Raw genomic sequence first — 24,678 nt, forward strand, 5'->3', positions numbered from 1 at the left:
CTTGTTAAACGTAAGATTACGGGCATTGTTTCCTATCTAGTGTTCCAGGACCACACAAGATCTTATAATCTCCTCCACTTTCGAATAAGCTCGGTCGATATGCAAAAGATCTTATCGGATTGTCATTTGCGTTCACGGGCAGAAATGTTTCACGCAACTTATCATTAAATTTCGTAAACATCGCCTCTCTCTCCTGAGCATCTAGCATTTGCATCCCTGTCAGCTCAAGAACACTCAAAACATTTTCGCAATGGGTCTTAAATATGTTTGCGAATTGTTTTCCTGCCAATAATTCCAAATTGACACTTTGGTGTGCCCAACGAGCATTAATAGCACTCAATGTAAACCCGGAGGCAGCAGCAAGGTTTTGATCCAGCAGCCTCCGTTTATCCGTGTACCGTGTATCTTTTAAAACTCCACCGCCACCAACTAAAGCAACGTTTCCGGCCCAACCCGAAATTACTGCGGTATCGTCAAGTTTCAAGTGCTTCTGCAATTCTGAAAGAAGACTCGGCCCATTGCCATTATTCGTTCTGCTACCTGCTTGACAAGAAACTGTCAGAACATTTTTGAGCTCGCTTTGATCATTCTGCTCCTTTCTTATATTCTGGGCAAATGCTGTGTTGCCGATGCCCCCAACCGCACCACAGCTGCCATGAGACGTAATAAAAAGCGTATCCAGGTTTTGAAAGTCATCCTGTCCTTTCACCCGAACTATCGTTCCATCTCTCCGCATGTAAAAGACATTCTCATACTCCTGATTATTGTTTTGATCAGACTGTAATTGCGCCCAAATCACATCACGCGGATTGGTAAAACTATTACAATATGCTTGCGTCATAAGTATACCGCCCGCAGCCCCAGCCTCACCAGCCATCAGCCCAGCCAGCGCCAGTGCAACGCCGCCGAGCAGTCCTTTTCGTGTCTTTCTGGAAAACATATTCGGCTTCTCCTTCTTATTGTTAGCCACCAAGAAGGACGGAGCCCGGCTCCCCGCGTGAGCCATTCGCCCCAACAGCCGATCACCAGAGTAAACGCCTCCCTACCCACTACCTCTGAAAAACCAGAGCATCCCATGCCTTCGCCCATGACGTCCGCGCTCCGACGCGTTACTCTGCGCGCAAGACAACAAGCACCGGATAAGAGTATGAGCGCCCTGCCCCGCCGTTTTTGGTATGAGATGACAACGACTGACTTCTCTGAGAGTGACACCAGCGAGTGGATCGCGGTATTGCCGATTGCAGCGATTGAGCAGCATGGCCCTCACCTGCCGGTCTACACGGACACCTGCATCGCGGAAGGGCAAGTCGCTCGCACGGTTGAGCTGCTGCCAGATGATCTGCCGGTCACATTCCTGCCCGTTCAGGCCGTCGGCAAGTCAGACGAGCATCACTCATTCCCGGGCACACTCAGCCTCACATGGGAAACTGCTGTCAAAGCATGGATTGAGATTGGGGAATGTGTTGCCAGAGCAGGCATCCGTAAACTGGTGATAGCCAACTCCCACGGCGGCAACTCACCGCTGATGGACATCATCACCCGCGACCTGCGCCTCAAACACAACATGCTCGCCGTGGAATCCAGCTGGCTCCGCTTCGGCCAACCGGAAGGTCTCTTCTCCGAGGAAGAGTTCACCTACGGCATTCATGGCGGCGACATCGAAACATCCATCATGCTGGCTCTGCGCCCAGATCTGGTGCGCATGGATCGGGCAACAGACTTCACCTCCACACAAACCGACCACATCAACAACGATGCTTACCTACGAGCCCATGGTCGCCATCAATATGGCTGGATGAGCGAGGATCTGAATAAGACCGGTGCCCTCGGCAACGCGGCCCTCGCCACAGCGGAGAAAGGTCATGCCTCCCTCACACACGCCTCGCAGGAGTTCATCAAACTCCTGCGCGATGTGCAAAGATTTGATGTTTCATCTTTCGGTAAGAACTAACCAGAGCCTGAATTAATCACGCAATTTCAACGCGGTAATACCTCGTAAAAATTCCTCTTGCCATAAATTGTCATTTATGACAGCTTACTCAAAACAAACACATGAGGTTGGCAATGAAGATCTGTCTCATCAAAGCATCTGCACCGAGCTACTTTAAAGATTACAAGAAAGCGCGTGGAGGCCCGCCTCAGTCCATCTTCTCAGCTGCGGCAGCAACCCCCCGCCATTTTCAGCTGGAGATGCATGACGAAACCATCAGGATGGTCGACCCCCGCAAGGTGACCGCCGACCTCGTGGTGCTTTTCTTCGCAACCCCTGATGCCAACCGAGGCTACGAGCTCGCCTCAGCTTTCTCGGAAAAAGGCAGTCAGGTTGTGATCGGCGGCCTCCACGCCACCTTCATGCCGGATGAAGCCAGCGAATACGCAGATGCAGTGATGACAGGTGAATGCGAAAACGTCTGGGATGAGCTGCTACAGGACGCCCAGAACCGCGACCTCAAACCAAGGTACACCGGCACCTATGCCGACATGTCCAAACTCAACCCGTACCCACGCCACCTCATCACGGCAGAACAGTACAATTGGGAGTGGTCCGTACTGGTGAGCCGTGGTTGCAAACACAATTGCAGCTTCTGCCTCATCCCCGGCATGCTTGGAAAAACCCGCTACCGGCCTATTCCAGACATTATTAATGAGATTTCTGAAATGGAAACGGATTGGGTGGAGCTTCACGCCGACCACCTAACCGAGGATCGCGACTACGCTCTGGAGCTGTTCAAAGCGTTAGAACCGCTCAAGATTAGATGGGCTGGTGAGACCACTATTCGCATAGCAGATGACCCAGAACTTCTCGAAGCAGCTGCCCGCTCTGGTGCGAAGTACTTGCTGATTGGAATAGAAACTCCATCCAAAGCAGCTCTTAAGCGTGCCGGAAAGGGTTTTGTGAAACCTGAAAACTTAAAATCTCAAATTTCTAACATTCATGCACATGGTATTATTGTCGACACCACAGCAATTTTTGGCTTTGACGAACATACACCAGAAATTTTCATCGAAACCGCCAAGTTCTACCATGAGATAGGGGTCGATATTACAGCCCCAGCCATTGCCATTCCGTTCCCTGGTTCACGCTTCTACAAACAGCTGGAACAGGAAGACAGATTACTCTCTGACAACTGGGGGGAATACGATGGCGCCCACGCCGTCTACCAACCAAAAAACATGAGCTGTGAAGAGCTTGAGGCAGGGGCGGAAGAATTCTCGCAGCATTTTTACTCAGTGTCGCGGTCAGCTTCGAGAAAACTTCGTCAGATAAAAGATTTCGGGTTGGCAACCACGCTTCAGATTTCGTGATTGCCAGCGCCTCATACCATTGGAAGGATGGCAAAGCCCAAAGGATCCCAACCCTGGAACTTTTCCGTCCAAAAAAGGAGAGCTTTTACAGCTCTCCTTTTTCCATAATTTCACCCCACAAAGCCGCATCAAAACCAAGCATAAGCTGCTTTCCGCCAGTAATAAGTGGCCTTTTAATTAATGAAGTTTCTTGCATCATCAACGCGATAGCAGAAGCCTGATCACTCACGCCCGCCTTGGTTTCATCATCCAGTTTGCGCCATGTGGTACCGCGTTTGTTAAGAACGGACTCCCACCCGAATCTCTCGCAGGCCTCGTTCAGTGCATTTTCATCTGCACCATCTTTTTTGTAATCGTGAAAAGTGTAGTCGACTTTTGATTCATCCAGAAGTTTACGAGCCTTGCGAACACTGTCGCAATTGCGAATACCATACATAATCAACAAGATCAGAACCCTTCATTTCCTCATCATTAGATGAAATATACTCATCTTAACGTTGGAGTGTCTCTCAACTGATACGCATTAAACCGCAAGAAATACATCCCTTAGCGCCTGAATACGCTATGAAATTGCGCTGCTCCCACATTATTTCCTCGTTTCAACTACGCAATGCCCCCTAGACGCATTCATTCATATGGGTAATATCACTAAGACGCCAGAATCCGCCTAATAAGTGGACGGCGAAACCAGAGGGGCCCCTGCAGAACACTTAATTATCTGCATGAGGGGGACAAGGGGAGTAAAAATAGAATGCGTTTAAAGATTGCATCCGCTGCATTGGCTATGACGCTTGCTGCCGGAACTCAGGCAAATGCAGAAACGTTTAAGTTCGCGTTTCAGGGAACATACAACCAGCTGGACCCATACAGCCTGAACGAAACCTTTACACTCGGCATGCACGGCAACGTATATGAAGGCCTCGTGCGCCGTTCCGCAGACCTTAAGATTGAACCAGCTCTTGCTGAAAGCTGGGAAGTTCTTGAGCCAACCCGCTGGCGCTTCCACCTGCGCAAAGGCGTAAAGTTCCACAACGGTAACGACTTCACAGCTGACGACGTGGTCTTCTCTGCAGACCGTGTACGCGCTGAAGGCTCCGACATGACAACCCGCATCGCGAAAGACGTGAAGGTTGTTAAGGTCGATGACTACACCGTTGACTTCATACTGCCAGGCGTAAACCCAATCCTGCACTCCGAGTGGTCCACTTGGTACATCATGGATAAGGAATGGACTGAAGCAAACAACGCTGTAAAGGTAACTTCTGCTTCTGACACCAATCCAAACTACGCATCTTTGAACACAAACGGCACCGGCCCGTTCAAGATCGCAACGCACGAGCCAGGCGTTAAAACCACTTTCACCGTAAACGACGGTTGGTGGGACAACAAAGTACACAATCTGACTGGCGTTGAGTTCACTCCAATCGGATCTGACGCAACCCGCGTTGCAGCTCTTCTCTCTGGCGAGCTGGACATGGCGTTCCCGATCCCGGTACAGGACATCAAGCGTGTAGACGGCAATGCAGGCACCACTGCTCTGACCGGTCCTGAGCTGCGCACCATCTTCCTCGGTTTCGACCAGAAGCGTGACGAGCTGCTCCACTCCAACATCAAAGGCAAGAACCCATTCAAGGACGTTCGCGTTCGTAAGGCGTTCTATCAGGCAATTGACGTTGATGCGATCAAAGCGAAAATCATGCGTGGTCTGTCCGAGCCAGCAGCTCTGATGATCTCACCATTCCTGTTCGCAAACTCCGGCGACTTCTCTCGTTACCCATACGATCCAGCAGCATCCAAGAAGCTTCTTGAAGAAGCTGGCTACGGTGACGGCTTTGAAGTTTCCATGGACTGCCCGAACGATCGTTACGTGAACGACGAAGCAATCTGTCAGGCAACTGCAGCATTCCTCGCACGCGTCGGCATCAAAGTGAACCTGAACGCACAGCCTAAAGCGAAGTACTTCGCGAAGGTTCTCGCGTCCGGCGGTTACGACACCTCCTTCTACATGCTCGGCTGGACCCCAGGTTCCTTCGACAGCTACAACATTCTGTTGAACCTGAACAACTGTCGTGACGACAAAGGCGCTGGCGGCCCATTCAACCTGGGTGGTTACTGTAACCCGAAAATTGACGAGCTGACCAAGAAGGTTCTCTCCGAAAACGACGAAGAGAAGCGTAACGCTCTGATTTCAGAAGCTTACACAATCCTGAACGACGAAGTATCTCACATTCCTCTGCACCAGCAGGGTCTGGCTTGGGGTGTTTCCGACAAGGTTACTCTGAAGCAGCGCGCGGATAACGAGTTCCACTTCAAATATGTAGTGAAGAACTAAGTTTAACGCTTAGCCAAAAAAAGATAATAGCCCGGCGCCCTCGGCGCCGGGCACCTCTATTCTCAGGAACAACTATAAAACACCATGTTTGGCTTTATCTCCCGGCGTATCGCCATGGCTCTCGTGGTCATGTTTGTCGTAGCCTTAATCTCCTTCCTGCTTTTCCGCTTCGTTGGAGATCCTGTAAACCAGATGGTGGGCATTGAGACCACCCCAGAGCAACGTGAAGCCCTGCGCCAAAGCCTCGGCCTGAATGACCCTGTTCTCGTTCAGTTTTTCCGCTATGTCATGGGTGCGATCCAGTTCGACTTCGGTAACTCCTACCAGTTCAAGCAGCCTGTGGCAGACCTGATCGGTCGCCGTCTGCCTGCAACTCTGGAACTGTCCTTTGCTTCTGCAGTTTTCGCACTGGCACTCGGCATTCCAATGGGCGTTTACACCGGTCTGAACCGCGATTCATGGCTCTCGAAGATGTTCCTGTCGGTGTCTCTCGTAGGTATCTCCCTGCCAACATTCTTTATCGGCATTCTGTTTATCTTCCTGTTCTCAGTCACCTTGCAGTGGCTGCCAAGCTTCGGTCGTGGCGAAGTCACCGAGCTCGGCTCGTTCTGGGATACAGGCTTCCTGACCATCAGTGGTATCAAGGCAATCATCCTGCCTGCTATCACACTTGGTCTTTATCAGATGACCCTCATCATGCGCCTGATCCGCGCTGAGATGCTGGAAGTTCTGCGCACCGACCACATCAAGTTCGCCCGCGCACGCGGCCTGCCGAACCGGTCCGTCTATTACATCCACGCACTCAAAAACACGATGGTGCCTGTTATCACCATCACCGGCCTGCAGCTCGGCTCCATCATCGCCTTCGCGATTATCACCGAGACCGTGTTCCAGTGGCCTGGTATGGGCATCCTGTTCCTGCAAGCCGTGCAGAACGTGGATATTCCGATCATGGCAGCTTACCTGCTGCTCACCGCTTTCATCTTCGTGGTCATCAACCTCATCGTAGACATTCTCTACGTTGTGATTGACCCACGCCTGCGCACCGAACGCGGCCGCGCATAAGAAACGGTAAGGACAACAATCATGACAGATAACACACCAACCGTTTCCGGCAGCGAGGCTTCAGAAGCCTCCCGCTCCGCATTAGCTCGTTTTCTGGACAGCGACTTGCTGCACAGCTTCCTCAGCTCCAAGGTGACCGTTCTGGCGGCAATCACAACGCTGGGTCTGATGCTGGCCGCTCTGTTTGCACCAATCGTGGCACCGTTCAACCCGTTCGATCTGGCGCAGATCAGCATTCTGGACGCGCGCATCCCGCCAATCGGCATGGAATGGTCCGACCCGCGCTACCTGCTCGGCACAGACGATCAGGGCCGCGACCTGCTCTCCGGCATCCTGTACGGCATGCGCATTTCTCTGGCAGTGGGCTTCCTGTCCGTTGCGTTCGCAGCTGTGCTCGGCATTTCTCTGGGCCTGATTTCCGGCTATGTTGGTGGCCGCACAGATGCGATCATCATGCGTATCGCAGAAGTTCAGCTCACCTTCCCGGCAATCCTGCTGGCGCTGCTCATTGACGGTATCGCAAACGGTATCTTCGGCAACATCGACCGTGAAACCTGGGCAATCTGGATTCTCACCTTCTCCATCGGTCTGTCCTTCTGGGTGCAGTACGCACGTACAGTGCGCGGCTCCACGCTGGTTGAAAAGAACAAGGAATACGTTCAGGCCGCCCGCGTGATCGGCATTCCAGCATGGATCATCATGATCCGTCATGTGCTGCCAAACGTGCTTGGCCCGGTTCTGGTTATTGCAACCATCAACCTGGCTCTGGCAATCATCACAGAAGCAACTCTCTCCTTCCTCGGCGTTGGTGTTCCATCAACACAGCCATCTCTGGGCACGTTGATCCGCATCGGTAACGACTTCCTGTTCTCAGGCGAGTGGTGGATTGCGATCTTCCCAGGTCTGGCGCTCGCGATCCTTGTTCTGGCAGTGAACCTGCTGGGCGATTGGCTCCGCGACGCACTGAACCCGAAACTGCGCTAGGGAGAGAGTCCATGAGCATCTTAGATATTCGCGGCCTCACAGTTCAGTTTCCGAGCCGCAAAGACGTCTTCACGGCGTCCCGCAATGTCAATCTCTCCGTAGACGCCGGTAAAATCCTCGGCGTTGTGGGCGAGAGTGGCGCTGGTAAGTCCACCGTGGGTAACGCCACCATTGGCTTGCTGGAACATCCGGGCCGCATTGCAGAAGGTGAAATCCACCTCGATGGTCAGCGCATCGACAATCTTGATCCGGAAAGCATGCGTAAGCTGCGCGGTAAGCGCATCGGCATGATCTTCCAGGATCCGTTGACCTCGCTGGATCCACTTCAGACCATCGAGTTCCAGCTGGTCGAAACCATCCGCCTGCACCTGCCCCTTTCCAAAGAAGAAGCACGTGCCCGCGCGGTGGATCTGCTGGATCAGGTCGGCATTCCAAACCCGCAAGAGCGTATCTCGCAGTACCCGCACCAGTTCTCTGGTGGTATGCGTCAGCGCGTTGTGATCGCACTTGCTCTCTGCGCAGACCCGGAAGTTGTCATCGCTGATGAACCGACAACCGCTCTGGACGTATCCATTCAGGCGCAGATCCTGAAGCTGATGAAACGTCTCTGCGAAGAGAAAAACGTGGCGATGGTCGTCATCACCCACGACATGGGCGTGATCGCAGACCTTACCGACCACGTTGCGGTTATGTATCGTGGTGATCTGGTTGAGTATGGCGAGTCCAAGCAGGTATTGGGCGCTCCAAAGCATCCATACACCCAGAGCCTGATCGCTGCTGTGCCGCGTCCGGACGTGAAAGTGCATCGCTTCCCGCAGGTGGATTACATTGAAGGCTCTGCAAAGCCATTCAAGCAGATCGACATTGCCACCCATTGGCTGGGCAAGGCACGTGACTACAAGTCTGTCGATGGTCCACTGCTGGATGTAAAAGACATCACCATGAAGTTTCTGACCAAGGACGCATGGATTTCTAAGAACAGGCAGTATTTCACCGCTCTGGATAAAGTCAGCTTTGACATCCACGCAGGTGAAACCTTTGGCCTCGTGGGCGAAAGTGGTTCCGGTAAATCGACCATGGCCCGCGTCATCACTGGCTTGTACCATCCAGCAGGTGGCACCGCCCACTTCGCCGGGCAGGAACTGACCAGCCTGAAGGACAAGAAGCAGGTTCTGACAATGCGTCGTCAGATGCAGATGATCTTCCAGGATCCGTTCTCGTCCCTGAACTCCCGTATGCGTGTACGTGACATTGTTGCGGAACCAATCAAGTTCCACAAACTGGCCAGCACCAACAGCGAAGTAAACCAGATCGTTGATGACCTTCTGGAACACGTCGGCCTTGGTGTTGCAGCGGCAGCCAAGTTCCCGCACGAGTTCTCCGGCGGTCAGCGTCAGCGTATCTCCATTGCCCGCGCACTGGCGACCCGCCCACGCTTCCTGGTGTGTGACGAGCCGACCTCTGCGCTGGACGTGTCCATTCAGGCACAGATCCTCAACCTGCTGAAGGATCTTCAGGACGAGCTGGGCCTCACCATGCTGTTCATCAGCCACGACCTCGCCGTCATCCGGCAGATGTGTAACCGCACCGGCGTTATGCGCCATGGCCAGCTTCTGGAAGTCGCGGACACCGAAGACCTCTTCGACAACCCGCAACACGCTTACACCAAGGAGCTCCTCTCCCTGATGCCAAGCATGGAAGGCCTGTCCCGCCAGAACCTAGAAGAAGAACTGGCCTGACGCCAACCAACTTCCAATCATCAGAAAAGGGCCCTCACGGGCCCTTTTCTTTTGCCTGCATGCCAGACAAGTTAACGCAATCCAGCTGCCTCTAACTCAATAGCGTTTAAAGTCTCAGGCAGCCACTTCAGCTTGCATTACCCTAGGATACACTTCCTCCCAACATCTAGCATTTTCATTAAGACTGCCATCCCTAAGCTCTGCTCATCCGCAAGGATACAAAAGCTACAAATGCGAACCCACTTCGATCAGAGCAGGCTCAAATATGAAAAAAACAACTGCTTCCATCGCAGGCTTAGGCATCCTAGCCCTCGCGATCTATCCAGTCTTTGCTGACAATCATGATGCAACAGGGAAAACCACCGTTGAGTTTTCTGAACTGTCACTGGTGAACGGTCAGCCTGATGATGGCACCTGTAAAACCCGTTACTCCGACGGATACTCTGCTGTCCATAAGGGCAAAAATGATGATGGCCATCAGCAGGTTGAATCAGAAAAAGGTCATGACATTCTCATTACTGAAACTGACGGAACTGTTGGAGAAGGCATCTTCACAGTCACCAACAGCTATGAAATCGTTTTTCCAGATAGCGAAGACAAAGCTCCCGTCGAAGTAACAATGTTCGCATCAGGTTTGAGCGGCGAAAGCCCAGTTGTTGGCGTGTTCTCTGATGGGACCTGTCGCGGACATATCACCATTCACGATGCCACAGATAAATCCTAGTAGGCTAAAACTGGAGACGTTCATGAAAGACCTTAACAAACTGCATGCAGCAGCTCAAAACCCTTTCACCCATAAATCCGTTACACCAAACCAAAAAGCAGCTTGTTTCTTTTTCGGAGGCTTGCCATTCAGCAAAGCTGAAAACAAACCTGACGTCAAAGAAGACGACAAAGACTAGAAAAACTGAGCGCGCCGCACTTTACTCGCGACGCGCTCTTACCGCTCAAACCTTAACTCCATCTCCAAAAAAGAGTAACAAAGATGGATTGGTATCCAGCCGAACGTACTTCCAACACCGTAGGCCGTCAGAAAATTGCCGCCTTGGACCTTGAGTGTGTCTTCAATCAGCTCGTGGGCTCAGTTGAAACTGGTGGTTACGAATGGCCATCAAAAGAAGCTCGCATAGCAATCGACCAATATCGGGACTTCCTTATCGATACACTAGAGTTGAACATTGAAACCAAAGAGGGCCGTGCAAACGACGCCCGCGCTTGGCCGTCCAAAGCTGTAGACATCGTTTGGCACACACACATCCTCTTTACTGAAAAGTACTTCAAAGATTGCGACGAGATTTTTGGGCATTACCTCCACCATCGGCCACAGGTTCCGCCACCAGTCTTTGAATAATCACCCCAGCCCCTCAATTCATTTCCATCACAGGACACCCATATTGTGCCCTTCTCACTCTCTAATTTCTGCCAGGCAGCGCAACATCAAAGAACACTTTTCCATCTGGACAAGTTCATTGCTCACCGAAGCCCTCAGCTTGAGAGTGTGGAAGCTCGCCCTGAAGAGCTCCAGCAGATCGATGCTTGTATTGAGCAAGAAATCAAAGCGTTGAATCTTGCCAATTACAACATCAAGGCAGCCACAGAATTGGAAGCGGCCATCAGCCGACTAAACCACCTTCCCGAAAACTGTGGTGTTTTGCTGGGTAGCAGTGTCATTTCTTTCGTTGAAGAGCTGTTACTGGCATTTGCGAAGGACACATCAGTTCTTACTCCGCAGTTTGATTATTTTCTCTACGACATCACGTTCGAGAAGCTGCGCATCAAGTCCCATAAATTCGGCATCACCCAAGGCGGACACTGGGATTTAGAAGATGCATTGCGAATGCAGCGGGAGCATGAACCCGCTATCACCCTGCTAAGTACGCCAAACAATCCCATCTCCAGAGCCACCCCGCTGGAGTTCATCGATGCGTTAGCCAGCAACACAAACGGCCTTTTAGTCATTGATGAAGTTTACCATCTGCACGCCAATGATCCTCACGGGATTTGCCGTCTACTCAACACCCACGAAAATCTAGTCATCCTACGAAGCATGGCCAAAAATGCGTTCGCTGCAACCAGCTTTGGCTATGCTATGGGCAACAGCGAAGTCATAGACTGCCTCAAGATACTAAAAGGCGGAACCACCATCTCACCACTCAGCATTGCTGCAGGAAAAGCACTAATTGAGAACCACGAAATCCTTGCAAAGCACATCAGCTCCCGCTGTCAGTGGCGAAATCATATGAGAAGTAGCATAGAGCAGCACACTTCGTTTACCTGTCTACCCAGCGAAACGGATTTCCTGATTATCGAAACACCTGAGGGCCAAGCTGATGCCTATACAGCTCATCTTCAGAACGCTGGAATCCCTTGCATAAGTTACGCTCCCATCCCCCAGCTCAGCAATTGCATTCGCCTTATGCCCTCAAACATCCCAGATACGGAAGCCCTGAACGACCTCATCTACTTGCTCACGACACTCCATCTCTCAAAACCAGAAATCTCCCAAAAACCCAACGTTTCCACCAAATGATTGCGCTGTCACATATTCGCCAAAGTTAGGCTTACACATAGCAGGTTCGCATCTTGTTTCTTTCACAGACGAAAACCTGTCATGTTTATGCGCCTTTCCATAATCGGAGTAATCACCTTACTCCTCATGTCCTTTTTGGGCATGATCCATCCGCTAGGCGATAGCTTGTCAGTGTTCCGGCTGCCATTGGCGGTCCTGCTCGCGGTCCTCACCCTGTTTTGCTATCGTCAGCCCACCATGATGATCACCGGCGTCATCATCGCCATCTTCAGCAGCGCAACGGTTTTATGGGCGTATCAGGGAGAAAGCGTTCCAAACAGCTATGACCTCACCGTCTACCAGAAGAACCTGAGCTTCCGCCCCGGCGACCGCGTTGATGTGCTGGAAGATATCCTGATGCTGAAACCAGACGTCATCACCATGCAGGAGGTCCATAAAAGACACCTGCCGCTGATCAATGCGCTGAAGGAAAACTACCCCTACCACATCGTCTGCCCGTTCACGGCCGTCGGCGCTGTGGCCGTGCTCTCCCGCCTACCTCTCGCTACAGATTCCTTCCGCTGTGAGATCGGCCTGGGTATCGCTGCCCTGCATATCCAAAGCAAGGAAGGTCCGCTCTGGGTCGTTTCCATCCACCAGCACTGGCCTTGGCCATTTTATCAGGAAAATCAGGCAGGACAGATCATCCCAATCCTGTCTGAGCTAAAGGGCCTCAAACTCGTGGCGGGTGATTTCAATATGGTGCCGTGGTCCCATATTATGGGCCAGTACACTGAGGTAACGAACACACAGATGGCTGGCCCGTTCAAAGCCAGCTTCCTGTTCAAAGGCACCTACGCCATGCGTATTGACCATGTGCTCGCACCAAAGGGCGGCCAAACATTTCTCCGCCCTTACTACGGCTCAGACCACCACGGCCTCTATGCGCAGGTCGACCTCTAAGCAGCCTGAACCTTCCGCGCCACAATAAAGCGGCCCATAGGCGAAGATGGATAGTTTCCGGTTTCAACTATCTTGAAACCCGACTGCTCAATCATCCGCTCCAGCTGCACCTGCTTCAGGTAGTTCACATAGGGCGCGTAACCAACAAGACGCATCACGTTGATCAACCACCGCCAGTAAAACGGACAGTCACCCACGCACGGCGTTTTGGTGATAAACAACCCATCCGGCTTCAACATCCGGTGCACCTGCTTGAGAACACTGGCAGGCCCTTTGATCAGATGGACCACATTAAAGGCCATCACCACATCATAGCTCTTGCCCTCAAACACACTGCTGCCAGCGGGAGTATGCACAAAGCTGATATTCTCAATGCCATCGTTCCAGGCCTTTTCCTGCCCAAACTCGATCATCTTTCCGGAAATATCGCTGGCAGTCATGTGCTTGACATGCTTGGCCAAAAGCATCGCGGTTGAACCACTGCCACACCCCAGCTCCAGCACCTCTTGCTCAGGGGTGAGATAAGAGCGAACACGGTCCATTGCCTTCTCATAGGAAGCAACGTCTTTCATAGGACGCGCCACATACCCCGGCGCCTGTTTGTCCCAAAATCCTGCGGAATCCTGCATAGAAAACCCTCCATTTCCTGCAGTGTATCCATGCATATTCTCAAAAAAAATTGCCAAAATTCGCAGCTGAGGTATACAAATATGCATGAATTGGCAGAGCGTCTCTTTTGATTGGAACCAGGCCCGCGCTTTTCTCGTCACTGCGGAGGAAGGCTCCCTCTCGGCTGCAGCAAGGGCTTTGGGCCTCACCCAGCCCACATTGGGCAGGCAGGTCACAGCGCTGGAGGAAGCCCTTGGCGTAACCCTGTTTGAACGCGCTGGCCGCTCGCTCTCCCTTACGCAGGCAGGCATGGAACTGCTGGAACACGTGAAGTCCATGGGCGAGGCTGCCAACCGCATCTCCTTGACGGCTTCAGGCCAATCGCAGGAAATCGATGGTACCGTCTGCATCAGTGCCAGTGACACGGCTTCGGCCTATATCCTCCCACCAATCCTGAAGAAACTGAGAGAGATCGCACCCGGCATCCATATTGAGATCGTCGCCACCAACGCTGTCAGCGACCTTCAGCTGCGCGAAGCCGACATTGCCATTCGCCATGTTAGGCCGGAACAGCCAGACCTCACCGCACGGCTCGTTAGGGAAACAACGGCGCACTTTTACGCCAGCAAAAACTATCTGGACCGCAAAGGCCGCCCTCAGTCCACCAGCGACATGGCAACCCACGAGTTCATCGCCTTTGATCGGCCAGATCTGTTCCTCAAGCATTTCAGCGAAACAGACCTGCCGCTAAGCGAGCACAACTTCAAGCAAACCACCGCCAGCGGTCTGGTGGGGTGGGAACTGGCGAGAAACGATCTCGGCATTATCGTCATGATCCGAGAGATCGCAGATAAGTTTCCAGAGATGGAACAGGTGCTGCCAAGCTTCGAGCCGTTCAATGTGCCCTTCTGGCTGGCAACACACCGCGAGCTACACACCTCAAAGCGCATCCGCCTGGTCTTCGACCTGCTGGCGGACACGCTCTCTGCAAAGCAGTGGTTATGCTGAAACAGGTTCTCCAGCCATCACGTAACACAGCTTGTCAAACCGCTGACGCCAAGCAGAAACCTCTGCAAGATACTGTTCTGGCTGGTCAGAACGCAGCGCTGCCGCAATCAGGCAGGCCATCTCAGCAGCATGTTCCACACCAACACCCCAGCGCACCAGTTCAGGGGTGCCAATGCGCAGCCCGTTCATATCGCCGTCCACCTCAGCAATCGGCAATCCGATGCCACAAGCAAGGAAGCCAGCCTTGCGAAGCTTTTTGGAAGCAGCCTGCCCGCCACCAAACTCAGCAGCTTCAACCGCAAACTGGTGCGACTGCGTAAAGCCCTGGGCCTTGGCAAAGACCGGAATACCTTCCGCATCTAATGCCTGAGCCAGAGCCTTAGAGACAGCGATCATCTCGGCAGCATAAGCCTGCCCATACTCTTTCCAATCCAGCATGGTCACAGCCAAAGCAGCAGACTTCGCTGCATCAAAGTTGGCCGTCATACCGGGAAACGCAATGGCATCCATCCGCTCAATCAGCTCAGCATCGTTGGAAACAATCAGACCACCTGCAGGCCCGCCAAGGCTTTTGTAGGTGCTCATGGTCATGAAGTGCGCCCCCTCTTCCAGTGGGTTCGCCCAGGCCTTACCTGCAATAATCCCGCACTGATGGGCCGCATCAAACATCACCTTCGCGCCCACCTCATCGGCAATCTCACGAACAGCGCGTACAGGATGCTCGAAGAGGTTGAGGCTGGACCCAACTGTGATCAGCTTAGGCTTTTCCGCTTTGACAAGTTCACGAAGCCCATCCACATCAATGGTGTAGCCATCCGCATTCACCGGAGCTGGCACAGTGAGCAACCCATAAAGGCCCGCACAGCCTGCAATGTGATGGGTCACATGCCCACCGATGGAAGCTGGTGGTGCGATGATCGTATCTCCCGGCTGGCAAGTGGCCATGAACCCATAAAGATTGGCGATGGCCCCAGAAGGAACGCGGATCTCAGCATACTGTGCATCAAACACTTCCGCACTCAGCTCAGCGGCAATCACCTCAATCTCTTCGATGGCTTCCAGCCCCATCTCGTACTTGTCACCGGGGTAACCGAGCGAAGGGCGAGAGCCAATGCCAGAAGCCAGAAACGATTCCGCGCGTGGGTTCATCACATTGGTCGCCGGGTTCAGGTTGAAGCACTGCTCCTCATGGATCTCCCTGTTCTGAGCAGTCAGCGTATCCAGTCTGTCCAGCAAAGCCACAGAACTCTGCGTTTGCGTACGCTGCGCAACCTCCTGCACCAGTGCTTCACAGTCAGCCGGAACCCAATTTCGTTTCGCTAAAACCATCACAACCTCCCAATTGCTAAGAGCAGTGTGCGGACAGGATGCTTGAGAGCGCAAACCAGAATATGTAATTATTGGCCTAGAAAAACTAAGGCTAAGTGATGTCAGTTTCTCCAACCCGGCCCAAAGGCCCGCCCCTCAACGCCCTCCGCGCTTTCGAAGCAGCGGCCCGTCTTGGCGGCTTTGCCAACGCAGCAGAAGAGCTGAGCGTCACACCCGGCGCCGTCTCTCAGCACATCAAGGCACTGGAAGAATGGGTCGGCGCAGACCTGTTCGAGCGTCGCTCCCAAGGCGTTCACCTGACGGAGCTGGGACAGGAGATCGCCCCACATTTCTCAAAGGCTTTTGATGAGTTGGGCAATGCCGTCAGACAGCTGAGAGCCAAAACCAGCCGCAAAACTATTCACATAGCCGCCCTGCCAAGTGTCGCTCAACTCTGGCTCTCTCCACGCCTGCCGAAGATCCGCGCCGCCCTACCAGACACCAACATCTCCGTCATCGCACTGGAAACACCGCCCAATCTGGACCGTGAGATCTACGACCTCTCCATCTTCATCGGCAAACCCAAAGGTACAGCTCAGGAACGGATCATCGCAGAAGACTTCATCACTCCGGTCTGTGCCCCCTCAACAGCAAGCTTGCTGCAAACATCGGAAGATCTGGAGCAAACCACACTCCTGCATGACGCAATCTGGGCCGAAGACTGGCAACTCTGGGCAAATGCAAACGCACCAAAACTCAAAGGCTTAAACCAAGGCCCGAGTTACTCCCTCTATGCCATCGCATTGGAAGAAGCCAAAAACGGTGCTGGCGTTCTGATGGGTCACAAAGCCCTCATCGAACCGTCTTTGCAAAAGGGTGATCTCAAAGCCCCCTTCACCGGGTGGCACCCAACCGGAAAGTCCCTCATCCTGGAATGCGCCAGCCTGCCAAACCCACCGGAAGAGATCAACCAGATCACCTCCCTGCTCACCGCGTAGTTTCAACCACTTCCCATAACGTGACTATCCACAGCACCACGTTTCAACACAACACGGCCAAAACACCGCAAAGAGCCTCAAACCCTATGTGTTCTCTGCAAATTTGATCAAAGCGTGATCGCAGCTTTGATCACGATCACAGCAGCTCTACATCACATAGGGGAGCTTGCGTATTCACCCGCTCTACAACCTCTTGACCCACCATCACCAATGGTAATAAGTCCTGATGGTCTGAACTCGGCAACCGAAGATAGCTCTGATGAACACACCCTCAGCCTCCGCAGCCCAAACCGTCAAACTCGACATCACCGGAATGACGTGCGCAGGTTGCGCCTCCCGCTTGGAAAAGACATTGAAAGCGACTGAAGGTGTGGTCAACGCCACCGTCAACTTCGCGCTGGAAATGGCAGAGGTCGACCACCTGCCACAGATCGCTGCAAACGATCTGGTTGATGTGGTCACCACAGCTGGTTTTGAGGCCAAAGAGCGCCGGGATGAAGCCGAGGCAGCACAAAAGGCTTTTGAAGAGCGCGAAGCACATAGCGACGCAGAAGAACGCAAAACCTTTCAACTTTTCGCGCTATCAACGCTTCTGGCAATTCCTCTAGTGATTCCAATGGTTTTGATGGCATTTGGGGTGCAGTTTGAGCTCTCTGGCGTACTGCAGTTTGCATTAGCAACGCCAATCCAAATTTTCGTCGGTGCGCGATTCTATAAGGGTGCATTCGCAGCCCTGCGCCATGGCGGCGCAAACATGGATGTCCTCGTTTCTCTGGGCACATCCGCCGCGTATCTTTACAGCGTATACAACGTCTTCTTCGCATCTCAGGCTGAGGCTGCCGACCTTTATTTCGAGGCCTCCGCTGTCATCCTCACCCTGATCCTGATGGGTAAGTATCTGGAAATCAGAGCAAAACGCTCAACATCCGCTGCTGTCCGTTCTCTGATTGCCCTGCGCCCGACAACCGCCAACAAAATCGTTGGCGACAAGATTATCCCCGTCAGCATCTCTGATCTGCGCCTGGGTGATTACATTGTTGTCAAACCGGGTGAGCGTGTTCCAACCGATGGCCTGATTGAAGACGGCGAAAGCGAGCTGGATGAATCTATGCTCACCGGCGAGAGCCTGCCCGTGCACAAAAACACAGGCGATCAGGTAACCGGTGGAACAATCAACGGTTCCGGTGCAATCTTTGTGCGCACCACAGCCCTTGGTGAATCAACCCGCTTAGCCCAGATTATCCGCCTTGTTGAAGGCGCACAGGCCTCCAAGGCACCTCTGCAGAAGTTAGTCGACAAAGTCGCCGCTATTTTTGTCCCCGTTATCGTCCTGATCGCACTGGCAACCTTCGCTGGTTGGATGGTCTACTCCGGCGATGTCACAACAGCCGTCGGCGCCTCCGTTGCTGTCCTCGTCATCGCCTGCCCTTGTGCACTGGGACTTGCTACCCCGACAGCTCTGGTTGCGGGCACTGGCGCAGCAGCGAAAGCAGGCATACTTATCCGCGATATCGAAGCGCTGGAACGGGCACACAAAGTCGACACCATCCTCTTCGACAAAACCGGCACACTCACAGTTGGCAAGCCAGTTCTGACGGATGCACAGGCCTTTGACCGCAACGACGATCGCCTGCTGACCATCGCCGCCAGCATCCAGCTGGGCAGTGAACACCCACTCGCCAGCGCACTTATCCGCGCTGCAGAAGAGCGCAACCTCAAGCTCACCCGCCCACGGTCCATCAAAGCTATCCCTGGCAAAGGCCTGATCGCAGAGCTCACCGGCCAGCAAGTCTCCATCGGCAACGCAGCCTTGATGAAAGACCTCAACGTAGCCCCCTCAATGATGGGCGATGGCCTTGTAAAGACTTATGAATCCGCCGGCAAGACCGCCGTCACAGTCGCCCTCGGCGACCGCGCCATTGGCGTCCTCGCCTTCGTAGATCAGGCTAGAGACTCCGCTCGGGAAGCTGTAGAATCCCTTAAAAATCAAGGCATTCGCACAGTCATGATCACCGGCGACACCGAACTCGCCGCCAAAAACATCGCTGATCAAGTCGGCGTAGACGAGTTCCAGGCCCGCGTTCAGCCAGAAGGCAAGAACGAAGTCGTCAACGATCTGAAAGAACAAGGCTATCATGTAGCTATGGTTGGCGATGGCATCAACGATGCCCCTGCTCTGGCTGCTGCTGATCTAGGCATAGCCATGGGTTCTGGTGCCGATGTTGCGTTGGAGACCGCAGGAGTTACTCTCATGCGCTCTGAGCCGAAGATGATCCCGGCAGCGCTCGACATCTCCAAAGCAACCCTCAGAAAAATCAGACAGAACCTGTTCTGGGCCTTCATCTACAACATCATCGGCATTCCGCTGGCAGCACTCGGGTTACTCTCCCCGGTCATCGCAGGCGCAGCCATGGCCATGAGTTCAGTATCTGTCGTCACTAACGCCATGCTGCTGCGGCGATGGAAGCCAAAGAACATGAACTGATATCAGCAATCACAGCCCCATGAAGACAACTTCTGGGGCTGTTTTTCTATAGAGCCTGCTCCGGTTGACCAATCTACGCATTCCCTAGAAGAATTCAGACCAATCAAAACAACTCGATTACATAGCCAAATATTTTCCTCTCACTACTGGCCTGATTAAATATATAAATTCACCTTAGACGGAAAACTAAACGCACTCACATAAGGTCAACCAATATATAAAATGGTTTGACAACTCCCCGAATCCGTCCAATTCTTTCCATTACATATCGCAGCCTCAGCATTCCTTAGTTTCATCTCACGAATACATTCGCTGCGATAATCAGGGGGGAAGCATATGTTTACGAGAAAGATTGCCAAAGCGACAGTTCTGTGCGCTGCTCTACTTGCAACAACTTCATTCGCCTACGCGAAGACATTGAAACTCAGCCACAATCAGGGGCCAGAGCATCCTCTGCACATTTCCATGCAGCACATGGCAGACAAAGTTGCGGAAGCCACCAACGGCTCACTCAAAATCCGCATCTACGGCAACGGCGCTTTGGGAACTCAAAGGGAATCCATGGAGTTAGTGCAGGAAGGCACCCTCGCCATGGCCAAAACCAACGCCAGCGAATTGGAAGCCTTTGAAGAGTCTTATTCCGCACTGAACCTGCCTTACATCTTCGTTGACGAGAACCACTATTTCGACGTGCTCAGCGGCCCAATCGGCGACGACATCCTAGCCGCTTCCAAAGACAAAGGCTTCATCGGCCTGACTTTTTACGTGGAGGGCGCCCGCTCCTTCTATGCCAACAAGGCCATCAACTCACCAGCCGATCTCAAAGGCATGAAGATCCGCGTTCAGCCATCCCCATCCGCAATCCGCATGGTGGAGCTGCTCGGCGGCAGCCCAACCCCAATTGCCTGGGGCGAACTGTACAGCGCGCTCCAACAGGGCGTGGTTGATGGTGCAGAGAATAATCCACTCGCGCTGACAACTGCACGTCACGGCGAAGTCTCCAAGGTCTATTCCGATGACGGCCACACCATGATCCCATCTATCGTGGTGATCTCAACAACCATCTGGAACACGCTAAGCGCGGACGAACAAACGGCTATTCGTGACGCCGCCAAGTCATCCATGCACTTCCACCGTGCCCAGTGGAATGATATGACCAAGAAGCACATTGAGCAGGCAAAATCTGAGCTGGGCGTGAAGTTCGTTGAGGTGGATAAAGCGCCATTCATTGAAGCCGTTTTGCCAATGCATGCAGAAGCGGCAGAAAAATCTGAAAGAGTTGGCTCCCTGATCACACGCATCAAAGCGTTGACCCAGTAAGCCCTCTACAAGAATGCGAAAGGCCAGAGTAACAACGCAGATCTCTGGCCTTTTGTCTCGCTTGCAAATCTGCTTTATTTAGTATCTTAAGCGTACAGCAATCATTAAAAATACGCCAACCGCGCAGGCATGGGAGAACAAGCGAAATGGATGGTCAGCGCCGCCGCTATCAGGAAGTAGCTGAAGTCTTGCGCAAAGAACTGAGCAACGGAACGTTCAAGGTCGGTGATCGCCTGCGTCCCGAACGCCAGATTGCTGAAGAAATGAACGTCAGTCGCTCGCTCCTGCGCGAAGCTATGATCATGCTCGAGATTGAAGGCTTGATCGATGTGCGCAAAGGTTCAGGCACTTATGTCGTTCGCCTACCGGATACAGATCAGGTTACTCCCACATCCAATCTGGAAGACATCGGCCCGTTCGAACTGCTACAGGCGCGCCAGCTGATGGAAAGCAACATCGCGGCCTTCGCCGCATCCATGGTTACCAAAGCCGACATCCTGCGCATGCGCGATGCTCTGGAACGGGAACGCGAAGACCTTGCCAAAGGCTCCGGTGGCTACGAAGCAGACGAAGAATTCCACCTTCTGATCGCAGAAGCTACTCAGAACTCCGTTTTGGTCGATATGGTCAGAAACCTCTGGCAGCAGCGCACCCGCTCCAAAATGTGGGACAAACTGCACGAACGCATCTTCGACAACACCTATCGCGAAGAATGGCTGAACGACCATCAGGACATTCTGGACGCCCTTCAACGCCGCGATCCGCAGGCCGCAAAACAAGCGATGTGGCAACACCTTGAGAACGTCAAGAAGCGCCTCATGGAACTATCAGACGTGGACGATCCGGCCTTTGATGCCTATCTGTTCCAGCAGGATCCGCTGACACCCGCGTAACGCACCAACGGGCATTCATAGAGCACATTTCATAATACCGTTGCCAAATGGGGATTATATCTTTGATAAATTCCCATAGACGTTTTGCACCCTTTACACCGGGTTGCGTTCGCGAGATGTTTACTACGTAAAATCAACAAGAGTGGGATGGAACACGCTTCCACATCGCACGCTGTGCTTAAGGTGGTCCTGCGATCATGCACGAGATTGAGCTCAAACTTTCCGTCGATGAAGCAACACTGGCGCAGCTGATCAAAGCCAAGCCACCCAAAGGCTTTGCTGTCAGCGAACAGTCGACTAAAAAGCTCCGTTCAGTCTATTACGACACGCCAGACCACACGCTCAAAAAAGCCCGCATTTCCCTCAGAACCCGCCACAACGGCACCAACTGGCTGCAAACCATCAAGCAAGGCGGCGGCATGCAGTCCGGGCTCTCCAAACGGATTGAGCTTGAGCTACCCATTGGCGGGATTGAGCCAGACTTTGGTGCGATCACAGATGAGGAAGTTCGCCAGAAGCTCTTGTCTTTGCTGGAAGATAAGGACTGGGGCATCCTTTTTGAAACCGCCATTTCGCGCACGCTGACATACTATACCGACAAAGCTGGTGCGAAGATCGAAGTCGCTTTCGACAGCGGCATTGCCAGAACGAAGACAGATGAGCATCCCATCCACGAAGTGGAACTGGAGCTCATGGAAGGTCCGGTCGAAAGCCTGTACAAACTGGCTGGGGCTCTTATGAAAGATCGACCAATTCTGTTTTCCAACAGCAACAAAGCAGGAATTGGCTACCGGCTGGCAAGTGGTCAACCACCTGAGCTCCCCTCAGAAGCACAGCATTCCAATTACATCGAGCTAGAACCAGAGGAAAGCGCAGGATCCGCCCTCCAGAAAATCCTTGGCGAATGTCTTAATCAGATCGTCGCCAACCGCTCCTGCGTTCTGCAGCAAGACATCTCCGAAGGCCCGCACCAACTGCGCGTTGGTCTTCGCCGTTTAAGAAGCGCCTTCAACATCTACAAGGCAGCCTTACCAAACAACGAAATCATCGCTGACCTCGATGCCTCCGCAAAGCAATTGGCAACAACGGCAGGAAATCAAAGGGATATCGATGTGCTGGTGGAAGACATCATCACACCCGTCATTCCTTTATTACCAGACACCCACTCCGTCGAACCGCTCTTCGAAGCCATCAAACTGGCCCATGTGGAAGCACAGGTTGAACTGAGGCAAGACCTGATAAATCCGCAGCTGAACAGCTTCCTGCTACAGCTGGGGGAACTCTCTCACAGCCCGGCATGGAAAGAAAATCTGGGCCTGACAGACACCAGAAAACTCGATCTACCAATCCAGACATTTGCACAAAACGCCCTCTCCAAACGCTGGCGGGCCTGCGAAAAGCGGGCTGAGAACCTGCAGGACCTTACGATTGAGCAACGTCATGATCTGCGTAAAGCACTCAAAAAAATGCGTTATACTGTTGAGTTCTTTCGCTCACTCTACGAGCCAGAAGATTTGCGCATATTCCTTAAGTGCCTGAAGCGGCTACAAAATACCTTCGGCTACCTGAATGATGTAGCCATGGCAGACCGTCTCGTCGCGATGAAGCTTCCGCAATCCTTACAAAACAACGAAGTCTCAACGGTCATCGGTTTCGTCGCTGGCTGGCATCAGGCCCGCGCCGACAACGCTTGGCTGGAAGCACAGGAACGCTGGAATGCAGCAGTAGAAGCTCCAAAATACTGGCTCTGATCCAAGCTCAATCGTTTCTGACAGTCAGATGCATCCTGTCAGCTGCCACATAAGCCCGACCGATTTGTATAGGTGCACCGCTCGCATTCACATTGATGGATTCCATCACAAGCACAGGCGATCCTTCAGAAATCTTCAGCAGCTCCGCATTGTGCGCACTACAAAGAGCCGCAGTAATCCGCGTTTCTTTGCGCCGGTAATCGCCGAAACCATACTTCTCCATGATCTTCGTGATTGAGTTGGTCTCCCGCAAATCTGCAGGTAGGTTTGGGAAGCAAGACACCTCAAACCAGCGTGTTCCTGCGATGATTGGCGTTCCATCCGCATAACTCACAGACTCGCATTTAAACAGCGCCGTGCCGAGGTCTACCTCCAGCAATTCAGCGGTGTAAGCATCTGCCACCACCTCTGTTGTGCGGAAGATATCCCCATAAACCTCTTGCGCCTGACCCGACAAATTCTCCGAAAAACGCGTGCGCGGACCAATGGGATAAACCAGCGGAGCCCGGGCGACAAAGGTGCCCCGCCCCTGATCTGAACGCAGAAAACCTTCTTCAATCAGCGTGGAAATTGCCCGCCGAACCGTATGTCGGTTCACCTCAAAACTTTGGGCAAGCTCTTGTTCTGTAGGAATTTTCTCGCCTTCAGAAACCTCAGCACGCGAAAGCTCAGTGCGCAGCACTTCTGCAATCTGCTTCCACATTGCAACGCCGGCACGTCGCTCAATCGGAGAAAAATCAAATTTCATCGGATTCGTCATGTCTTCGTCATGAAACAACACTACTCAGTTGGCGAGCAAAATATTTGTCTATACAACTAGACAACACTCGTTCTAGCTTAGCAACCAAATTCAGACGCGCAGACCAACCTCCTGATCAAAGCGTCACCACACAATGTCAGAGAACCAGCGTGTTCCTGAAAGTCAAAGGGGCTGAAATGACGGCAAGTTCGCTCAAAGAGCATTCACCCGAAATTGCAGCTAGGCAGAATGCTATGGGCATTCTGGCCAAGGCCTCAGCGCAAGATCTTGCTGAAGTCTGGAACAGGCTCGGTCTGGAGCCGAGCTACACCGTTATCCGTCCAGCAGAAATCGGATTGGTGATGGTCCGTGGCCGCGCTGGTGGCACCGGAGCTCCCTTCAATATGTGCGAAGCAACCGTCACCCGCTGTGTCATAGCCCTTGAAGACGGCACCACCGGTTTTGGTCAGGCCCTTGGCCGGGACAAGCAAAAGGTTCTGCAAGCCGCACTGGTCGATGCCCTCTGGCAACAGCCCGAAAACCGCGAGTTGATTGAAGCGAAAGTTCTTCAGCCATTGGCAGATGCTCAAGAGCAAGCTGAAAACGAAACACGCGCTGAAGTCGCCGCCACCAAAGTGGACTTCTTCACCATGGTACGGGGAGAATGAC

General features: G+C 52.9%; 23 protein-coding genes. 18 read left to right on the forward strand and 5 right to left on the reverse strand.

The features are described 5' to 3' along the window. Positions 1 to 16: 16 nt before the first annotated feature. A complete protein-coding gene (locus PSE_RS23440) occupies positions 17 to 940 on the reverse strand; it encodes a hypothetical protein (protein ID WP_148266191.1) in 924 nt (307 codons plus the stop codon). Between the two features lie 207 nt (positions 941 to 1,147). Between PSE_RS23440 and PSE_RS23445 the strand changes: the two genes are divergently transcribed. Both PSE_RS23445 and PSE_RS23450 read left to right on the forward strand, forming a co-directional pair. Then, positions 1,148 to 1,951, forward strand: coding sequence for a creatininase family protein (locus tag PSE_RS23445; RefSeq protein ID WP_041768785.1), 804 nt, complete (start codon positions 1,148 to 1,150; stop codon positions 1,949 to 1,951). Positions 1,952 to 2,064: 113 nt separating this feature from the next. After that, positions 2,065 to 3,306 (forward strand): B12-binding domain-containing radical SAM protein, encoded by a 1,242-nt coding sequence (locus tag PSE_RS23450; protein WP_014287054.1) that lies wholly within the window; start codon positions 2,065 to 2,067, stop codon positions 3,304 to 3,306. 85 nt (positions 3,307 to 3,391) lie between these two features. Here the strand turns inward: PSE_RS23450 and PSE_RS23455 are convergent, their stop codons facing one another. After that, complete coding sequence (locus PSE_RS23455) at positions 3,392 to 3,742, reverse strand: ArsC family reductase (RefSeq protein WP_014287055.1); 351 nt, start codon at positions 3,740 to 3,742, stop codon at positions 3,392 to 3,394. 315 nt (positions 3,743 to 4,057) lie between these two features. Between PSE_RS23455 and PSE_RS23460 the strand changes: the two genes are divergently transcribed. From PSE_RS23460 to PSE_RS23495, 9 genes are all read left to right on the forward strand, one after another. Next, positions 4,058 to 5,638, forward strand: coding sequence for an ABC transporter substrate-binding protein (locus PSE_RS23460; RefSeq protein WP_014287056.1), 1,581 nt, complete (start codon positions 4,058 to 4,060; stop codon positions 5,636 to 5,638). An 84-nt stretch (positions 5,639 to 5,722) separates the two neighbouring features. Further along, positions 5,723 to 6,703, forward strand: a complete 981-nt coding sequence (locus PSE_RS23465; protein WP_014287057.1) for an ABC transporter permease — start codon at positions 5,723 to 5,725, stop codon at positions 6,701 to 6,703. Between the two features lie 21 nt (positions 6,704 to 6,724). Then, a complete protein-coding gene (locus tag PSE_RS23470) occupies positions 6,725 to 7,687 on the forward strand; it encodes an ABC transporter permease (protein WP_008551641.1) in 963 nt (320 codons plus the stop codon). Between the two features lie 11 nt (positions 7,688 to 7,698). After that, a complete protein-coding gene (locus PSE_RS23475) occupies positions 7,699 to 9,426 on the forward strand; it encodes an ABC transporter ATP-binding protein (protein ID WP_008551515.1) in 1,728 nt (575 codons plus the stop codon). A gap of 265 nt (positions 9,427 to 9,691) precedes the next feature. After that, a complete protein-coding gene (locus PSE_RS23480; RefSeq protein WP_014287058.1) occupies positions 9,692 to 10,150 on the forward strand; it encodes a hypothetical protein in 459 nt (152 codons plus the stop codon). Positions 10,151 to 10,172: 22 nt separating this feature from the next. Next, positions 10,173 to 10,328 (forward strand): hypothetical protein, encoded by a 156-nt coding sequence (locus tag PSE_RS27335; protein ID WP_014287059.1) that lies wholly within the window; start codon positions 10,173 to 10,175, stop codon positions 10,326 to 10,328. A gap of 83 nt (positions 10,329 to 10,411) precedes the next feature. Then, positions 10,412 to 10,777, forward strand: coding sequence for a hypothetical protein (locus PSE_RS26795; protein ID WP_051125962.1), 366 nt, complete (start codon positions 10,412 to 10,414; stop codon positions 10,775 to 10,777). A gap of 45 nt (positions 10,778 to 10,822) precedes the next feature. Next, complete coding sequence (locus PSE_RS23490; RefSeq protein ID WP_014287061.1) at positions 10,823 to 11,956, forward strand: aminotransferase class I/II-fold pyridoxal phosphate-dependent enzyme; 1,134 nt, start codon at positions 10,823 to 10,825, stop codon at positions 11,954 to 11,956. 81 nt (positions 11,957 to 12,037) lie between these two features. Next, complete coding sequence (locus tag PSE_RS23495; RefSeq protein ID WP_014287062.1) at positions 12,038 to 12,898, forward strand: endonuclease/exonuclease/phosphatase family protein; 861 nt, start codon at positions 12,038 to 12,040, stop codon at positions 12,896 to 12,898. Here PSE_RS23495 and PSE_RS23500 read toward each other — a convergent pair. Then, the gene (locus tag PSE_RS23500) at positions 12,895 to 13,527 is read right to left on the reverse strand and encodes a class I SAM-dependent methyltransferase (RefSeq protein ID WP_008551383.1); all 633 of its coding nucleotides are present in this window, start codon (positions 13,525 to 13,527) and stop codon (positions 12,895 to 12,897) included. The genes PSE_RS23495 and PSE_RS23500 overlap by 4 nt on opposite strands. Positions 13,528 to 13,612: 85 nt before the next feature. Here PSE_RS23500 and PSE_RS23505 point away from each other — a divergent pair, with 85 nt between their 5' ends. Beyond that, positions 13,613 to 14,515 (forward strand): LysR family transcriptional regulator, encoded by a 903-nt coding sequence (locus PSE_RS23505; protein ID WP_014287063.1) that lies wholly within the window; start codon positions 13,613 to 13,615, stop codon positions 14,513 to 14,515. Here PSE_RS23505 and glyA read toward each other — a convergent pair. Continuing rightward, on the reverse strand, positions 14,507 to 15,844 hold the full coding sequence (gene glyA, locus PSE_RS23510) for a serine hydroxymethyltransferase (protein WP_014287064.1): 1,338 nt from the start codon (positions 15,842 to 15,844) through the stop codon (positions 14,507 to 14,509). The genes PSE_RS23505 and glyA overlap by 9 nt on opposite strands. A gap of 98 nt (positions 15,845 to 15,942) precedes the next feature. Here glyA and PSE_RS23515 point away from each other — a divergent pair, with 98 nt between their 5' ends. The 5 genes from PSE_RS23515 to PSE_RS23535 all read left to right on the forward strand — a co-directional run bounded on the left by PSE_RS23515 (position 15,943) and on the right by PSE_RS23535 (position 23,270). Beyond that, complete coding sequence (locus tag PSE_RS23515; RefSeq protein WP_014287065.1) at positions 15,943 to 16,821, forward strand: LysR family transcriptional regulator; 879 nt, start codon at positions 15,943 to 15,945, stop codon at positions 16,819 to 16,821. A 259-nt stretch (positions 16,822 to 17,080) separates the two neighbouring features. Continuing rightward, a complete protein-coding gene (locus tag PSE_RS23520) occupies positions 17,081 to 19,306 on the forward strand; it encodes a cation-translocating P-type ATPase (RefSeq protein WP_014287066.1) in 2,226 nt (741 codons plus the stop codon). A 336-nt stretch (positions 19,307 to 19,642) separates the two neighbouring features. After that, entirely contained in the window at positions 19,643 to 20,626 is a 984-nt protein-coding gene (locus PSE_RS23525; protein ID WP_008551428.1) for a TRAP transporter substrate-binding protein, read from the forward strand. Positions 20,627 to 20,772: 146 nt separating this feature from the next. After that, positions 20,773 to 21,519, forward strand: a complete 747-nt coding sequence (locus PSE_RS23530) for an FCD domain-containing protein (protein ID WP_014287067.1) — start codon at positions 20,773 to 20,775, stop codon at positions 21,517 to 21,519. A 197-nt stretch (positions 21,520 to 21,716) separates the two neighbouring features. Next, complete coding sequence (locus PSE_RS23535; protein ID WP_014287068.1) at positions 21,717 to 23,270, forward strand: CYTH and CHAD domain-containing protein; 1,554 nt, start codon at positions 21,717 to 21,719, stop codon at positions 23,268 to 23,270. A gap of 7 nt (positions 23,271 to 23,277) precedes the next feature. Here PSE_RS23535 and phnF read toward each other — a convergent pair whose 3' ends face one another. Beyond that, a complete protein-coding gene (gene phnF / locus PSE_RS23540) occupies positions 23,278 to 24,018 on the reverse strand; it encodes a phosphonate metabolism transcriptional regulator PhnF (RefSeq protein ID WP_208998039.1) in 741 nt (246 codons plus the stop codon). Positions 24,019 to 24,206: 188 nt separating this feature from the next. Between phnF and phnG the strand changes: the two genes are divergently transcribed. Then, the gene (gene phnG / locus PSE_RS23545; protein ID WP_041769156.1) at positions 24,207 to 24,677 is read left to right on the forward strand and encodes a phosphonate C-P lyase system protein PhnG; all 471 of its coding nucleotides are present in this window, start codon (positions 24,207 to 24,209) and stop codon (positions 24,675 to 24,677) included. The last annotated feature ends 1 nt before the right edge of the window (position 24,678 follow it).

The sequence above is a fragment of the Pseudovibrio sp. FO-BEG1 genome, assembly GCF_000236645.1.
Taxonomy (GTDB): domain Bacteria; phylum Pseudomonadota; class Alphaproteobacteria; order Rhizobiales; family Stappiaceae; genus Pseudovibrio.

Excerpts from the sequence above, each read along its gene's own strand:
- PSE_RS23440 (WP_148266191.1), bottom strand. The coding sequence starts at position 940 with ATGTTTTCCAGAAAGACACGAAAAGGACTGCTCGGCGGCGTTGCACTG.
- PSE_RS23445 (WP_041768785.1), top strand. The coding sequence starts at position 1,148 with ATGAGCGCCCTGCCCCGCCGTTTTTGGTATGAGATGACAACGACTGAC.
- PSE_RS23450 (WP_014287054.1), top strand. The coding sequence starts at position 2,065 with ATGAAGATCTGTCTCATCAAAGCATCTGCACCGAGCTACTTTAAAGAT.
- PSE_RS23455 (WP_014287055.1), bottom strand. The coding sequence starts at position 3,742 with ATGTATGGTATTCGCAATTGCGACAGTGTTCGCAAGGCTCGTAAACTT.
- PSE_RS23460 (WP_014287056.1), top strand. The coding sequence starts at position 4,058 with ATGCGTTTAAAGATTGCATCCGCTGCATTGGCTATGACGCTTGCTGCC.
- PSE_RS23465 (WP_014287057.1), top strand. The coding sequence starts at position 5,723 with ATGTTTGGCTTTATCTCCCGGCGTATCGCCATGGCTCTCGTGGTCATG.
- PSE_RS23470 (WP_008551641.1), top strand. The coding sequence starts at position 6,725 with ATGACAGATAACACACCAACCGTTTCCGGCAGCGAGGCTTCAGAAGCC.
- PSE_RS23475 (WP_008551515.1), top strand. The coding sequence starts at position 7,699 with ATGAGCATCTTAGATATTCGCGGCCTCACAGTTCAGTTTCCGAGCCGC.
- PSE_RS23480 (WP_014287058.1), top strand. The coding sequence starts at position 9,692 with ATGAAAAAAACAACTGCTTCCATCGCAGGCTTAGGCATCCTAGCCCTC.
- PSE_RS27335 (WP_014287059.1), top strand. The coding sequence starts at position 10,173 with ATGAAAGACCTTAACAAACTGCATGCAGCAGCTCAAAACCCTTTCACC.
- PSE_RS26795 (WP_051125962.1), top strand. The coding sequence starts at position 10,412 with ATGGATTGGTATCCAGCCGAACGTACTTCCAACACCGTAGGCCGTCAG.
- PSE_RS23495 (WP_014287062.1), top strand. The coding sequence starts at position 12,038 with ATGTTTATGCGCCTTTCCATAATCGGAGTAATCACCTTACTCCTCATG.
- PSE_RS23500 (WP_008551383.1), bottom strand. The coding sequence starts at position 13,527 with ATGCAGGATTCCGCAGGATTTTGGGACAAACAGGCGCCGGGGTATGTG.
- PSE_RS23505 (WP_014287063.1), top strand. The coding sequence starts at position 13,613 with ATGAATTGGCAGAGCGTCTCTTTTGATTGGAACCAGGCCCGCGCTTTT.
- glyA (WP_014287064.1), bottom strand. The coding sequence starts at position 15,844 with ATGGTTTTAGCGAAACGAAATTGGGTTCCGGCTGACTGTGAAGCACTG.
- PSE_RS23515 (WP_014287065.1), top strand. The coding sequence starts at position 15,943 with ATGTCAGTTTCTCCAACCCGGCCCAAAGGCCCGCCCCTCAACGCCCTC.
- PSE_RS23520 (WP_014287066.1), top strand. The coding sequence starts at position 17,081 with ATGAACACACCCTCAGCCTCCGCAGCCCAAACCGTCAAACTCGACATC.
- PSE_RS23525 (WP_008551428.1), top strand. The coding sequence starts at position 19,643 with ATGTTTACGAGAAAGATTGCCAAAGCGACAGTTCTGTGCGCTGCTCTA.
- PSE_RS23530 (WP_014287067.1), top strand. The coding sequence starts at position 20,773 with ATGGATGGTCAGCGCCGCCGCTATCAGGAAGTAGCTGAAGTCTTGCGC.
- PSE_RS23535 (WP_014287068.1), top strand. The coding sequence starts at position 21,717 with ATGCACGAGATTGAGCTCAAACTTTCCGTCGATGAAGCAACACTGGCG.
- phnF (WP_208998039.1), bottom strand. The coding sequence starts at position 24,018 with ATGAAATTTGATTTTTCTCCGATTGAGCGACGTGCCGGCGTTGCAATG.
- phnG (WP_041769156.1), top strand. The coding sequence starts at position 24,207 with ATGACGGCAAGTTCGCTCAAAGAGCATTCACCCGAAATTGCAGCTAGG.